General features: G+C 64.2%; 14 protein-coding genes and 1 tRNA gene. 9 read left to right on the top strand and 6 right to left on the bottom strand.

All coding sequences use genetic code 11. The annotated features are described in order from the left end of the window. Nucleotides 1-39: 39 nt before the first annotated feature. A complete protein-coding gene (eno, locus tag ACSR1C_RS11420; RefSeq protein ID WP_460259349.1) occupies nt 40-1,314 on the top strand; it encodes a phosphopyruvate hydratase in 1,275 nt (424 codons plus the stop codon). Between the two features lie 235 nt (nt 1,315-1,549). Here the strand turns inward: eno and ACSR1C_RS11415 are convergent. The 5 genes from ACSR1C_RS11415 to tgt form a co-directional block, all read right to left on the bottom strand. After that, nucleotides 1,550-1,624 (bottom strand) — tRNA-Val (locus ACSR1C_RS11415). A 19-nt stretch (nt 1,625-1,643) separates the two neighbouring features. Beyond that, nucleotides 1,644-2,051, bottom strand: coding sequence for an HU family DNA-binding protein (locus tag ACSR1C_RS11410; protein WP_460259350.1), 408 nt, complete (start codon nt 2,049-2,051; stop codon nt 1,644-1,646). Nucleotides 2,052-2,228: 177 nt separating this feature from the next. Continuing rightward, nucleotides 2,229-4,637 carry an endopeptidase La gene (lon, locus tag ACSR1C_RS11405; RefSeq protein ID WP_460259351.1) on the bottom strand — a complete coding sequence of 803 codons (2,409 nt, stop codon included), beginning with the start codon at nt 4,635-4,637 and terminating at the stop codon, nt 2,229-2,231. Between the two features lie 300 nt (nt 4,638-4,937). Beyond that, a complete protein-coding gene (locus ACSR1C_RS11400; protein ID WP_460259352.1) occupies nt 4,938-6,038 on the bottom strand; it encodes an alkene reductase in 1,101 nt (366 codons plus the stop codon). Between the two features lie 105 nt (nt 6,039-6,143). Next, nucleotides 6,144-7,274, bottom strand: a complete 1,131-nt coding sequence (gene tgt / locus ACSR1C_RS11395; protein ID WP_460259353.1) for a tRNA guanosine(34) transglycosylase Tgt — start codon at nt 7,272-7,274, stop codon at nt 6,144-6,146. Between the two features lie 75 nt (nt 7,275-7,349). Here tgt and rimK point away from each other — a divergent pair, with 75 nt between their 5' ends. From rimK to tpiA, 8 genes are all read left to right on the top strand, one after another. Then, entirely contained in the window at nt 7,350-8,768 is a 1,419-nt protein-coding gene (gene rimK, locus ACSR1C_RS11390) for a 30S ribosomal protein S6--L-glutamate ligase (protein ID WP_460259547.1), read from the top strand. Nucleotides 8,769-8,957: 189 nt separating this feature from the next. Continuing rightward, entirely contained in the window at nt 8,958-9,320 is a 363-nt protein-coding gene (locus tag ACSR1C_RS11385) for an SUF system Fe-S cluster assembly protein (protein ID WP_460259354.1), read from the top strand. A 20-nt stretch (nt 9,321-9,340) separates the two neighbouring features. Continuing rightward, entirely contained in the window at nt 9,341-9,874 is a 534-nt protein-coding gene (locus tag ACSR1C_RS11380; protein WP_460259548.1) for a sugar O-acetyltransferase, read from the top strand. 72 nt (nt 9,875-9,946) lie between these two features. Beyond that, nucleotides 9,947-10,573: a hypothetical protein gene (locus tag ACSR1C_RS11375; RefSeq protein WP_460259355.1), complete on the top strand. Its 627-nt coding sequence runs from the start codon at nt 9,947-9,949 to the stop codon at nt 10,571-10,573. 150 nt (nt 10,574-10,723) lie between these two features. Beyond that, the gene (locus ACSR1C_RS11370; protein WP_460259356.1) at nt 10,724-11,452 is read left to right on the top strand and encodes a DUF3307 domain-containing protein; all 729 of its coding nucleotides are present in this window, start codon (nt 10,724-10,726) and stop codon (nt 11,450-11,452) included. 30 nt (nt 11,453-11,482) lie between these two features. Beyond that, a complete protein-coding gene (locus tag ACSR1C_RS11365; RefSeq protein ID WP_460259357.1) occupies nt 11,483-11,833 on the top strand; it encodes a HesB/IscA family protein in 351 nt (116 codons plus the stop codon). Continuing rightward, a complete protein-coding gene (locus ACSR1C_RS11360; RefSeq protein ID WP_460259358.1) occupies nt 11,833-12,189 on the top strand; it encodes a TfoX/Sxy family protein in 357 nt (118 codons plus the stop codon). Before ACSR1C_RS11365 ends, ACSR1C_RS11360 begins: the two co-directional genes overlap by 1 nt. Nucleotides 12,190-12,288: 99 nt before the next feature. Continuing rightward, complete coding sequence (tpiA, locus tag ACSR1C_RS11355; RefSeq protein ID WP_460259359.1) at nt 12,289-13,035, top strand: triose-phosphate isomerase; 747 nt, start codon at nt 12,289-12,291, stop codon at nt 13,033-13,035. A gap of 148 nt (nt 13,036-13,183) precedes the next feature. On the opposite strand, the gene ACSR1C_RS11350 is transcribed toward tpiA, so the two are convergent. Next, nucleotides 13,184-14,581, bottom strand: a complete 1,398-nt coding sequence (locus ACSR1C_RS11350) for a TRAP transporter large permease (protein WP_460259360.1) — start codon at nt 14,579-14,581, stop codon at nt 13,184-13,186. Nucleotides 14,582-14,584 lie beyond the last annotated feature (3 nt).

Genomic DNA, 14,584 nt, shown 5'->3' with positions numbered 1-14,584 from the left:
TTTTCCAAGTTTTTTTTGCAGCAAATCAGGACCTGTCCCATGAGCACCATCATCGACATCATTGGCCGTGAAATCCTTGACAGCCGGGGCAATCCCACCGTCGAGGTGGACGTTATCCTCGAAGACGGCACCATGGGCCGGGCCGCTGTGCCCTCGGGCGCCTCGACCGGCGCGCATGAGGCCGTGGAAAAGCGCGACGGCGACATGTCGCGCTACATGGGCAAGGGCGTGCTCGAGGCCGTGGCCGCCGTCAACGGTGAGATCGCCGAGGCACTGGTCGGCATGGACGCGACCGAGCAGGTGGCCATCGACGGCTCCATGATCGAACTGGACGGCACGACCAACAAGGGCCGCCTGGGCGCCAACGCCATTCTGGGCGTCAGCCTCGCCGCCGCCAAGGCCGCCGCCGATTTCACCGCCCAACCGCTATACCGCTATGTCGGCGGCACCTCGGCGCGGATGCTTCCGGTGCCGATGATGAACATCATCAATGGCGGCGAACATGCCGACAACCCGATCGACATCCAGGAATTCATGATCATGCCGGTCAGCGCGGGCAATATCCGCGACGCCGTACGCATGGGGTCCGAAGTGTTCCACACCCTGAAAAAAGAACTCTCCGCCGCTGGCCACAACACCGGCATCGGCGACGAGGGCGGCTTTGCCCCCAACCTCAGCTCGACCCGCGAGGCGCTGGATTTCATCCTCAAATCCATCGAAAAGGCCGGCTACACACCGGGCGAGGACATCTACCTCGCGCTCGACTGCGCCTCGAGCGAATATTACTCGGGCGGCAAATATGAGATGAAGGGCGAAGGCAAATCCCTGAGCGCCGCCGAGAACGTCGCCTATCTGCAGGCACTCTGCGCCGACTACCCGATCATCTCGATCGAAGATGGCTGCGACGAAGACGACTGGGCCGGCTGGAAACTGCTGACCGACACCCTGGGCGACAAGATTCAACTGGTCGGCGACGACCTTTTTGTCACCAACCCCGCCCGCCTGGCCGAAGGTATCAAACAGGGCGTCGCCAACTCGATGCTGGTCAAGGTCAACCAGATCGGCAGCCTGACCGAAACCCTGGCCGCCGTCGATATGGCCCACCGTGCGCGCTATACCAACGTGATGTCGCACCGCTCGGGCGAAACCGAGGATGCGACCATCGCCGATCTGGCCGTGGCCACCAATTGCGGGCAGATCAAGACCGGCTCGCTCTCGCGTTCCGACCGGCTGGCGAAATACAATCAGCTGATCCGGATCGAGGAAATGCTGGGCGAAACCGCGCAATATGCCGGACGCTCGATCCTGAAATAAGCGCACCGCGCCTTCAAGACCCCCGCCTGACCCCGGCGGGGGTTTTTCGTTTCAAACGCCTTGTTTCTTTTTCGCACAAATATCCCCGCCGGAGGCAAACCTGAGCCCCCGCAGGGGGCCAGGCAAAAGAAATGGCCCGGCACGGGCCCCATTCTGAAAACCGGCGAAAACGCAAAACGGACCGGCGCCTGATGGCCGCCGGTCCGTTTCGTGTCGCAATCCCGACAGGAATTCATGGTGGGTGATAAGAGATTCGAACTCCTGACATCTTCGATGTGAACGAAGCGCTCTACCACTGAGCTAATCACCCGGTGGAGGGCGTAATAACGCTACTCACCCGGCTCTGCAAGAGCCTCTTTCACCGGTTCTTCCGACACCGCCACCCGGCGGATGCGGGCGGTCAGAACCTCACCGTTGCTCAGCTCTTTCCTGCGGTTCACCGAAATTTTCCCCAGTGGATTGACGTTCAGAACCTCGCCATCCGACAGGGCGTTGCCAAGAACCGCCAGCATCGCCTCGACGACCGGCTTTACGTCCTTTTTCTTCATCCCCGATTCCGTCACCACGCGGTCGATCAGTTCCCGCTTGCGCAGAAAGACCTTACCCTCTGCCGCCTCTTCGGAGGCCGGGGCGGTGACGGTCGCATCGTCCGTTTCCGTGGTCGTGGCAGCAGCCGCGATCCGCGTCGCCGCGTCGCCGCGGGCCTTCATGCTTTTTCGAATCATGTGCGTAACCATTGTTAAGCTCCCTCAAACGGGATTCAGCGCTGTTTATGCTCGCGTGTTTCCCTTGTCCCGACCATAGCCTCTTTGCCGCCCCCGCGCCACTGATCCGAAAGGTTTGACGCAGTTTGACCCCAAAAACAAAGGCGCGCCTCGCGGGCGCGCCTTGCAGTGATGCTTTTCGCAGCAGTCTTAATGGGCCGTGGCCCCGTGACCCACGCCGCGCGCCGCCAGCGCGGCCTGCGCTGCGGCCTCTTCGGCGGCCTCGTCCCATTCGATCGGTTCGGGCTGCCGTACCAGCGCATGTTTCAGCACGTCGTCGACATGGGCCACCGGGATGATCGTCAGCCCTTCTTTCACGTTGTCCGGAATTTCGGGCAGATCCTTGGCATTCTCTTCCGGGATCAGAACGGTCTTGATGCCACCGCGCAGCGCCGCCAGAAGCTTTTCCTTCAGCCCGCCGATCGCCAGCACATTGCCGCGCAGCGTGACCTCGCCGGTCATGGCGATGTCCTTGCGCACCGGAATGCCGGTCAGAACCGACACGATCGAGGTGACCATGCCGACACCTGCCGACGGCCCGTCCTTGGGTGTGGCGCCCTCGGGGACGTGAACGTGGATGTCGACCTTTTCGAACACCGGCGGCTTTACCCCGATCTCGGGCGCGATGGAGCGCACGAAAGACGACGCGGCGTCGATCGATTCCTTCATCACGTCACCCAGCTTGCCGGTGGTCTTCATCCGCCCCTTGCCGGGCAGTTTCAGCGCCTCGATCGACAGCAACTCGCCGCCGACGCTGGTCCAGGCCAGACCGGTAACAACGCCCACCTGATCCTCTTTCTCGGCCAGACCATAACGGTAGCGCTTGACGCCAAGGAACTCTTCCAGGTTCTCGGGCGTCACCACCACCTTGTCCACATCCTTGCGCACGATCCGGGTCACCGCCTTGCGCGCCAGTTTCGCGATCTCGCGCTCAAGATTCCGCACGCCCGCCTCGCGGGTATAGGTGCGGATCATTTCCATCAGCGCGGCGTCGGACACTTCGAACTCGCCCTTGCGCAACCCGTGGTTCTTGATCTGCTTGTCGATCAGGTGCTGACGCGCGATTTCGCGCTTTTCATCCTCGGTGTAGCCGGCCAGCGGAATGATCTCCATCCGGTCCAGAAGCGGCCCCGGCATGTTGTAAGAGTTCGCCGTGGTCAGGAACATCACGTCCGAAAGGTCATATTCGACCTCCAGATAGTGATCGACGAATGTCGAGTTCTGCTCCGGATCCAGCACTTCCAGCATGGCAGAGGCCGGGTCGCCGCGGAAATCCTGGCCCATCTTGTCGATCTCGTCGAGCAGGATCAGCGGATTGGTCGTCTTCGCCTTCTTCAGCGCCTGGATGATCTTGCCCGGCATCGAGCCGATATAAGTCCGGCGGTGGCCCCGGATCTCGGATTCGTCGCGCACGCCGCCAAGGCTGATGCGGATGAATTCGCGCCCCGTGGCCTTGGCCACCGACTTGCCCAAACTGGTTTTGCCGACGCCCGGCGGGCCGACAAGGCACAGAATCGGGCCTTTCAGCTTCTTGCTGCGCTGCTGCACCGCCAGATATTCGACGATGCGTTCCTTGACCTTCTCCAGGCCATAGTGATCGTCGTCCAGCACGCTTTGCGCGCGGGACAGATCCTTCTTGACGCGGCTGCGCACGCCCCATGGGATCGACAGCATCCAGTCCAGATAGTTGCGCACCACCGTGGCCTCGGCCGACATCGGCGACATCGACTTCAGCTTCTTGATCTCGGCATCGGCCTTTTCGCGGGCCTCTTTGCTCAGCTTGGTGGCGGCGACCCGCTCTTCCAGCTCGGCAATCTCGTTCTGGCCTTCGTCGCCGTCGCCCAACTCCTTCTGAATGGCCTTCATCTGCTCATTCAGATAATATTCGCGCTGGGTGCGCTCCATCTGCGATTTGACACGGGTCTTGATCTTCTTCTCGACCTGCAGCACCGACATTTCGCCCTGCATCAGGCCATAGATCTTCTCCAGCCGCTCCGCGACAGAGAGGGTCTCCAGCAACTCCTGCTTCTGGTCCACCTCGATGCCCAGATGACCGGCCACCAGATCGGCCAGCTTGGCCGCCTCGCGGGTCTCGGACACGGCTGACAGCGCCTCTTCGGGGATGTTCTTTTTCACCTTGGCGTAACGCTCGAATTCCTTCGACACCGTGCGCGCCAAAGCCTCCAGCGTGGCCTCGTCGCCGGGCACCTCGTCCAGCGCGATGGCCTCGGCCTCGAAGAACTCCTCGTTGTCCAGAAAGTCGCCGATGCGCACGCGCGAGCGGCCCTCGACCAGAACCTTGACGGTGCCGTCGGGCAGTTTGAGAAGTTGCAACACATTGGCCAGCACACCGGTGCGGTAGATACCGTCGGTGGTCGGGTCGTCCACAGACGGATCGATCTGGCTGGACAGCAGGATCTGCTTGTCGTCGGCCATCACCTCTTCCAGCGCGCGGACGGATTTTTCACGGCCCACGAACAGCGGCACGATCATGTGGGGAAACACCACGATGTCGCGCAGCGGCAGGACGGGATAGGATTGGCTGATTTGCTCGTGCATGTTTTTTTCCTTGGCTCTTGGCAAGAAGGCACCGGCCCCGAATTGGCGGCAGCGCTTGGCCCTCCCCGGTCATCGTCTCAATATCTGGGGGATCGCGCCCGGATTTCAACCATGACCTGTTATCGGCTTGCCAAACAGCATGCCCGGCACACTGGCGGTGAGCAAGGGCTGTTCTGCGCCCGCCGCCGCCGGAAAACTAAAATTTTTGCATTTCACGCGGCGCAAAACCGTTCCGGGCGCCTTTTGCGGGCCCGGAACACCGTTATTCATCCGTCACGTGCATGGGCGACGGCAGACCGGTCAGGCGACTTCGCTGTCTTCCAGGAACGGATAATCGATCAGCCCGGTTTCGCCGCCGCCATAAAGCGTGTCAGGGTCGAGCGGGTTGAGAGCGGAATCGCGGCGCAGCCGTTCGACAAGATCGGGGTTGGCGATGAACAGCTTGCCAAAGGCGATCAGGTCCGCCGCGCCGGTTTCGACCGCATCGATGGCCATTTTCCGATCATAGCCGTTATTGGCCATATAGGCCCCGTCGAACAACTGCCGCAGGTCGCTGATGCTGGCGTCCTCGGGCAACTCGCGCGCACCGCCGGTCTGGCCTTCGATCATATGCAGATAGGCCAGACCGTAGCTGTTGAGCTTTTCGATCACATGACGAAACAGCGGCACCGGGTCGCTGTCGCTGATCCCGTTGGCGTTCGAAAACGGGCTGAGCCGGATCCCCACGCGGCCCGCCCCCCAGACATCGGTCACCGCATCCATCACCTCAAGCAACAGGCGTGTGCGGTTTTCGATCGATCCGCCATAGGCGTCCGTGCGCGTGTTGGCACCGTCGCGCAGGAACTGATCCAGCAGATAGCCATTGGCGGCGTGCACCTCGACCCCGTCAAACCCGGCGGCCTTGGCGTTTTCGGCGGCGCGGCGGAAATCCTCGATCAGCCGCGGGATTTCCTTCAGATCCAGCGCGCGCGGCTCCGAGGTCGCAAGGAACTGCGTGCCGTCGAAGGTCTGGGCTTCGGCAGCGATGGCCGAGGGCGCGACCGGCTTGGCCCCGCCGGGTTGCAGCACGGTATGCGACACGCGCCCCACATGCCACAGCTGGATCACGATCTTGCCGCCCTTCGCGTGTACCGCGTCGGTGACCTGCTTCCAGCCCGCGATCTGCGCGTCGCTGTAAACTCCCGGCGTCCAGGCATAGCCCTTACCCTCGGGCGAGATTTGCGAGGCCTCGGTGATGATCAGCCCGGCACTGGCCCGCTGGCCGTAATAGGTCGCGTGCAGATCATAGGGGGCGTCATCCTCGGGCCGGGCGCGGTTGCGCGTCAGCGGAGCCATGACAATACGGTTTTTCAGTTCAATCTCACCCGCCACGAAGGGCGAGAACAGTTTCGCGTCGGCCATTGGGTCCTCACAAGATCTGTTTGAAGTCCCAAAGGCACCTAGCCCACCGCATCGCGGCAGACAGCGGCCACGCCTTCACGACTTCGTGATCGCCCCGGCGCCGGGTTAGAGCGGCGCGATATCGCCCTCCGCCCGCTGCGCGTGGAAATCCGCCTCGAACGCGCCGAACGTGCCCGCCGCGACCGCATCGCGCAGCCCCTGCATCAGTTCCTGATAATAATGCAGGTTGTGCCAGGTCAGCAGCATCGAGCTGATGATCTCCTGCGCGCGGAACACATGATGCAGATAGGCGCGCGAATAATTGCGGCAGGCCGGACAGGTGCATGCCGCGTCCAGGGGGCGGGGATCATCCTGATGGCGGGCGTTCTTGATGTTGACCACGCCGTGGCGGGTGAACACCTGCCCGGTGCGGCCGGACCGCGACGGCAGCACGCAATCCATCATGTCGATGCCGCGCTTGACCGCGCCCACGATATCGTCGGGTTTGCCCACACCCATCAGATAGCGCGGCTTGTCCTCGGGCAGCATGTCGGTGGCATAGTCGAGGACGCCGAACATCGCCTCCTGCCCCTCGCCGACCGCAAGGCCGCCCACCGCATAGCCGTCAAAGCCGATCTCGCGCAGCTTTTCGGCGCTTTCGGCGCGCAGATCCCGGGTGACACCGCCCTGCTGAATGCCGAACAGCGCGTGGCCGGGCCGGTCGCCAAACGCCTGTTTCGAGCGCGCGGCCCAACGCATCGACATGCGCATGCTCTCGGCCACCCGCTCTTCGGAGGCGGGCAAGGCGGGACATTCGTCGAAACACATCACGATGTCGCTGCCCAGCAGGCGCTGAATTTCCATGCTGCGCTCGGGCGTCAGCATATGTTCGGACCCGTCGATATGGGATTTGAACTTCACCCCCTGCTCGGTCAGCTTGCGCAGGCCCGACAGGCTCATGACCTGAAAGCCGCCGCTGTCGGTCAGGATCGGCTTTTGCCAGTTCATGAACCGGTGCAATCCGCCCAGCCGGTCGATCCGTTCGGCGGTGGGGCGCAGCATCAGGTGATAGGTATTGCCCAGCAGGATATCGGCGCCGGAGGCGGCCACGCTTTCGGGCATCATCGCCTTGACGGTCGCGGCGGTGCCCACGGGCATGAAGGCGGGCGTGCGGATCTGCCCCCTGGGGGTCGAAATCACGCCTTCCCTCGCTTTTCCGTCGCGGGAATTCACATGGAAGTTGAAACGCTCGGCCATATCTGTTCCTGCAAGCCGTCAGTGGGAGGGCCGGTATAGGCGATTCCACGGAAATTCCAAGAAGGGCACGACATGATGATGGATGGCATCGGCACCGATACCAGCGAATTTCGTCTGGGGTGGGAAGAATGGGTCGCCTTTCCGGGGCTCGGACTGCCCGCGCTGAAGGCCAAGGTCGATACCGGGGCCAAGACCTCGGCGCTGCATGCGTTCGATATCGAACCGTTCGGACCGGCCAGCCATCCCCGGGTGCGCTTTGCCGTGCATCCGATTCCGGGGCGCGAGGATCTGTCGATCCCCTGCTCGGCCGATATGGTGGACCGGCGCGAGGTGACATCCTCGAACGGCGAGACCGAACTGCGCTATGTCATCGCCACCGAGATCGCCATCGGCGACCGAAACTGGCCGATCGAACTGACCCTGACCCATCGCGGCGGCATGGCTTACCGGATGCTGCTGGGCCGTCAGGCCCTGGGCGACGATGTGGTGATCAGCCCCGGCGACAGCTTTTGCCAGCCGCAACTGTCCTATGACGTCTATCATTCCACCGCCGTGCGCGAGGTGGCCCCGGCCCGCACCCTGCGCATCGCCGTGCTCAGCCGCGAAGAGCACAATTATTCCACCCGCCGGATTGTGGCCGAAGGCGAAAAGCGCGGCCATGTGGTCGAGGTGATCGACACCTCGCGCTGCTATATGGCGATCAACGCGCTGGCGCCCGAAGTGCATTACGACGGCCAGCGCCTGCCCCGCTATGACGCGGTGATCCCGCGCATCGGTGCATCGTTCACCGCCTATGGCACCGCGGTGATCCGCCAGTTCGAAACCATCGGCACCTATTGCGTCAACGGCTCTGACGGGATCACCGCCAGCCGCGACAAGCTTTATGCCCATCAGATCCTTGCGCGCCACCGCATCGGGATGCCGACCACCGCCTTCGCCGCCTCGCCCAAGGACAATGACAGCCTGATCGCGCTGGTGGGCGGCGCGCCGCTGATCGTGAAGCTGCTGGAATCGACGCAAGGCAAGGGCGTGGTGCTGGCCGAAACCAAGAAGGCCGCGCAATCGGTGATTTCGGCGTTTCGCGGGCTCAAGGCCAGCTTTCTGGTGCAGCATTTCGTCAAGGAAGCGGCGGGCGAGGATATCCGCTGTCTGGTGATCGGCGGCAAGGTGGTGGCGGCGATGCGCCGGGTGGCCGAGCCGGGCGAGTTCCGCTCGAACCTGCATCAGGGCGGCCGGGCCGAACCGGTACGCATCACCAAGGCCGAGCGTGACACCGCGGTGCGGGCGGCGCGGGCGTTCCGGCTGAACATGGCCGGGGTCGATCTGCTGCGCTCGGAGGATGGACCGAAAGTGCTGGAGGTGAATTCCTCGCCCGGGTTCGAGGGGATCGAGAAGGCCAGCGGCAAGAACCTGCCGGGGCTGCTGTTCGATGAGATCGAAAAGCGCGTGCGCCCGACCCCGGCACGTAAACGCACCCCCCGTAGCGGGGCCTGAGCGTTTCCGGATCGCGGCCCGTTCCGGGCCATTTCTTTTCGGGCGCCCTGGCGGGCGCGGCCTCCGGCGGGGATATTTGCACGAAGATGAAGAGGCGGGCAGGTCGGGGAAACCGGGCGAGGCGGCCCGGCCACTGGACGGCGGGCCGGGAAAACCTTATATCTTCGCTCAAGTTTAGGAAAAACCCGCATGACCCAGCCGAACGAACAACTAGAGGGTGCCCCCCTCATCAAGCCCTCAAGCACCGATCACCCGCTTTACGACATGATCGTGGAGGCGTGTCGGAGCGTTTATGATCCGGAAATTCCGGTGAATATCTACGATCTGGGCCTGATCTACACGATCGAGATCGACGCCGAGAATGCGGTGCGCGTGCAGATGACCCTGACCGCGCCGGGCTGCCCGGTGGCCGGCGAGATGCCCGGCTGGCTGGCCGAAGCGATCGAGCCGCTGCCCGGCGTCAAGCAGGTGGATGTGGAAATGACCTTCGATCCGCCCTGGGGCATGGACATGATGTCCGACGAGGCGCGGCTGGAACTGGGCTTTATGTGACCCGGTCCGCATTCGACCGCATGATGGCCGGCGCGCCCTATGATGCGGGCGATGCGAAGCTTGCGGCCCTGCGACGGGCCGCACAGGCGCTGATGCGCGACTATAACACCACGATTCTGGGCGAGGACGCGACCCGCGCACGCCTTCTGGACCAGTTGCTGGGCCAGTGGAATGGCGCGGTGATCCGGCCGCCCTTTTATGTCGATTACGGGATCAACATCCGCCTGGGCACCGGGGTCTTTGTGAATTACGGCTGCGTGATGCTGGATGTCTGCGCCGTCACCATCGGCGAGCGCAGCCAGATCGGGCCGATGGTACAGATCCTGACCGCCGATCACCCGCGTGATGTGGCGGCGCGTGCGCAGGGGCTGGAAAGCGGCAAGCCGGTCAGCATCGGCGCGGATGTCTGGATCGGCGGCGGCGCGATCGTGCTGCCCGGCGTCCGTGTCGGCGACGGCGCGATCATCGGCGCAGGCGCCGTGGTGACCCGCGATGTGGCCCCCGGCGCCACCGTGGCGGGCAACCCCGCCCGGCCCCTGCCCCACCGGCCCTGACCGCCCCGCATTCACCGGTTGCGCGGCCCGACGCCAAGCCCCTATCATGGCACCACGCAGGCCGGAGAGAGAATGGGCAGGGTAGCAGCGGTTTTGACGGGCGATCTGGTGGGGTCCACCAAGGCGGGTGCGGTGGCCGTCGATGCCGCCATGGCCACCCTGTCCCAAGGCGCGGATACCCTGTCGCACTGGGCCGGGTGCGAGACGCGCTTTACCCGGTTTCGCGGCGATGGCTGGCAGATTTACCTTGATGTTCCGGGGCTTGCGCTGCGCGCCTGTCTGTATCTGACCGCCTGCCTGCGGGCCGACAAGGCCGCGCCGTTCACCCGGATCGCCGCCGGGATCGGCGCGGTGCCGTCGGTGCCCATAGACCGCCTGGACAGCGCCGGCGGCGCCGCGTTCGAGCTGTCGGGCCGCGCGCTGGATGCGATGACGCGCGGGCGGCTGGGACTGGCCGCCCCCGGCCTTCCGGCAGAGGCCGCCGCGCTGTTCGATCTGGCCGATGCCCTGACCCGTCACTGGACGGCCAAACAGGCCGCGGCGCTGATGCTGGCGCTGGCCCCCCACGCGCCCTCGCAAAGCGAAATGGCCGCGCGACTGGGCATCACCCAGCAGGCCTTTGCCCTGCGGGTGAACGGCGCGGGCCTGTGGGCCCTGGACGCGGCGATGGCCCTGCTTGAGGCGCGGGACTATGACTGAGCACGGTAAATCACAAGGCCACAGGCTTGTATTACTCATTACAAGCCTTAAGGGTTGTTCCAGCGCTGCAATCGCGCCGTGCCCGGCACAGCCAAACCCTTGTAACCCCGAATTACAACATCCAGGGCTTGTAATCCGCGAGGCCCGCCGATGATCGAAACCCTAGTTGCCTTGCTCTTGGCCCATGTGCTGGCTGATTTCGTGTTTCAGACGCGCTGGATCGTCGAAAACAAGCGCAAGCCGCAGGCGCTGGTGCTGCATGGGGTGATCGTGCTGCTGACCGCGCAGGCGGCCACCGGGCGCTGGGACGCGCCCGCGCTGATCGGTCTGGCGCTGGCCCATATGGCCATCGACGCGGTCAAGGCCCGGCTGCCGGACCGGATGCGCGACACGCTGGCCGCCTTTCTGGCCGATCAGGCCGCGCATCTGGCCACGCTTGGCATCGTTGCTGCTGCGGTTCCGGGGCTTTATGCCGCCGGGTTCTGGGCGCCTTGGCCCCTGCTGCTGCCGCTGATGGTGCTGGCCACCGGGCTGGTGATCGCGACCCGGGCCGGCGGGTTCGGCGTAGGGCTGTTGATGCGCCCCTATCAGCAGGACGCCCCGCCCGGCGGGCTGCCCAATGGCGGGCGGCTGATCGGCGTGCTGGAACGGCTGATGATCTTCGTGATGGTCCTGGCGGGCGAGCCGGCCGGGATCGGCTTTCTGATCGCGGCGAAATCCATCCTGCGGTTCGATACCGCGTCGAAGGATCAGCGCGCCTCGGAATATGTAATTATCGGCACGCTGGCGTCTTTTGCATGGGCGCTTCTGGTCAGCTATGGCACCCTGGCGCTGCTTGCGCCCCTGCCCGCGCTTGAGATCGGGGCGCTGCGGCCCTAGATTAGCAGCAGACCCAACGGAGACAGTCCCATGTTCGGCATTCCCGGCAAACAGGCCGTGACAATGACCCCGGCCGCCGCAAGGCAGATCGCCAAGCTGATGGCCCGCGACGGCAACCACGGCTTGCGCATCGGCGTCAAGAAAGGCGGCTGCGCAGGCATGGAATACACCATGGATTACGTGGCCGAGGTCGATCCGCTGGACGAGATCGTGGAACAGGACGGCGCGCGGGTGATGATCGCGCCGATGGCACAGATGTTCCTGTTCGGCACCGAGATCGACTATGAAGTCTCGTTGCTGGAAAGCGGATTCAAGTTCCGCAACCCCAATGTGGTCGACGCCTGCGGCTGCGGTGAATCGATCAAATTCGCCGAAACCTGATGGCGACCGATCCGGGCCTGCTGGATTTCGCGCGCGATCTGTTCGCGCCGCTGGGCCCGATCACCACCAAACGCCTGTTCGGCGGCACCGGGCTTTATATCGGCGATGCGATGTTCGCGGCCCTGCTGGGCGATACCATCTACATGAAGGCCGAGGGCGCGCTGGTCGATGCCTATGTCGCCGCCGGGTCCGAACCGTTTTCCTATGGCGCCAAGACTGGCCGGCGCGTGATTCCCGGCCTGACCTCACTGCCTGACAGCGCCCTGGATGACCCGGACGAGGCGCTGGACTGGGCCCGCAAATCGCTGATTGACGCCGAAGCGGCCGCCGCGCGCAAACGCCAGAAGCAGCGGTAGCGCTAAACGCGCGCCCGAACGTCGCGATCCGCCCCGGCGCGCTTGCGCGCAGTCGGGGTTTGGGGAATGCTCGACCGGATAACAACGGGAGAGTGGGTAATGGGACAGAAACTGGCCGCCGGAAACTGGAAGATGAACGGAACCGCCGCCGAGCTGGCCGAGGTGGCGGCGCTGAAAGCCGCGCATCCCAGCCCCTCGGTCGGGATCCTGCTGTGCCCGCCTGCCACGCTGTTGTCGCGCATGTCGGAAATCACCAAGGGCAGCGCCATCGCCACCGGCGGGCAGGACTGCCATGCCAAGGCGTCGGGCGCGCATACCGGCGATATCGCGGCGGCGATGCTGGTGGATGCCGGCGGCAGCCATGTGATCCTGGGCCATTCAGAGCGCCGCACCGATCACGGCGAAACCGACGCCGATGTGCGCGCCAAGACCGAGGCCGCACTGGCCGCCGGGCTGATCGCCGTGGTCTGCGTGGGCGAGACCGAGGCCCAGCGCGACGCAGGCGCAACCCTGGACGTGATCGGCACGCAACTGGCCGGGTCCCTGCCCGACGGCTGCACAAGCGACACGCTTGTGGTGGCGTATGAGCCGGTCTGGGCCATCGGCACCGGCAAGGTGCCGACGCTGGCGCAGATCGCCGAGGTGCATGATTTCATGCGCGCGCAGCTGGTCGCCCGGTTCGGTGGCGCGGCGGACGGTATCAGCCTGCTTTACGGCGGCTCGGTCAAGCCCGGCAACGCGGCCGATATTTTCGCCACCTCAAACGTGGACGGCGCGCTGGTCGGCGGGGCCTCGCTGAAAGCTGCGGATTTCTCGGGCATCATCGCGGCGCTGGAAGCGGCCTGAGGAAAAATCTTCCCGAAGATTTTTCGGCGCCGAAGAAAATTCGTGAATTTTCTTCCCCATTCCACGTTGCAAAGAAACGCCGGACGCGGCAGGCGCCCGGCGTTCAGTCAAACTGCGCCACCTCTGCGTGCGGCGCAGATTGGCGCGGTCAGTTGGTGATGATCTCCGGCCCCATCAGGCTGATCGGCAGCCAGGTGGACAACCAGGGAATATAGGTCACCAGGATCAGGAACACGAACAGCACCGCCAGGAACGGCAGCGCCGCGCGCACCACCCGCATCATCGACATCCCCGCCACACCCGAGGTGACGAACAGGTTCAGGCCGACGGGCGGCGTGATCATGCCGATTTCCATGTTCACCACCATGATGATGCCCAGATGGATCGGATCCACCCCCAACTCCAGCGCGATCGGAAAGACCAGCGGCGCCACGATCACGATCAGCCCCGAAGGCTCCATGAACTGGCCGCCAATCAGCAAGATCACGTTGACCACGATCAGGAACACGATCTTGCCAAAGCCCGCCTCCAGCATCGCGCCGGCGATCTGCTGCGGGATTTGCTCGTCGGTCAGAACGTGCTTCAGGATCAGCGCGTTGGCGATGATGAACATCAGCATGATGGTCAGCTTGCCCGCCTCCAGCAACGTGTGCCGGGTGTCGCGGTGGATAAAGGCGGTCAACAGGGCCTGCGGTTTGCGCAACAGGCTGATCGGCTTTCCGCCCGGGTGCGCGGGGGCCAGCGGCCCCATGTCGCGATAGACGAAAGCCGCGATCAGGAACGCATAGACAGAGGCCACGGCGGCCGCTTCGGTCGGGGTGAAGATCGCGCCGGTCACGCCGGGAATGCCGTAGATCCCGACCATAATGATAACGATCAGCATCAGCCCCCAGAACGCATCGGAAAACGCGCGGCCGATCTCGCCCCAACCCAGCCACGTGCCCTTGGGCATGTTGCGGATCCGCGCCATCACATAGATGGTGATCATCAGCATCAGACCGGCCATCAGCCCCGGAATGACCCCCGCCAGGAACATCCGCCCCACCGACACATCCGTGGCCGAGGCATAGACCACCATCACGATTGACGGCGGAATCAGGATGCCCAGCGTGCCCGCGTTGCAGATCACCCCGGCGGCGAAATCCTTGGAATAGCCCGCCTGTTGCATCGCCGCGATCACGATCGACCCGATGGCGACCACCGTCGCGGGCGACGACCCCGACAGCGCCGCGAACAGCATGCAGGCAAAGACACCGGCAATCGCCAGCCCGCCGCGCATGTGACCGACACAGGCGATGGAAAACCGGATGATCCGTTTCGCCACGCCCCCGGTGGACATGAAGCTGGACGCCAGAATGAAGAACGGGATCGCCAGCAGCGTGTAATGCCCGGCCATCGCCTGATACAGCGACTGCGCGATCGACGCGAGCGAGGTGTCGGAAAACACCAGCAGAAAGATCATCGACGACAGGCCCAGCGACACCGCGATCGGCACCCCGATCAGCAGCAGGCCGATCACCATCGCAAACAGAATGACGACATCCATGCG

This window comes from Actibacterium sp. D185-2, from assembly GCF_054954595.1.
This window is presented reverse-complemented; position numbering and strand designations above follow the sequence as displayed.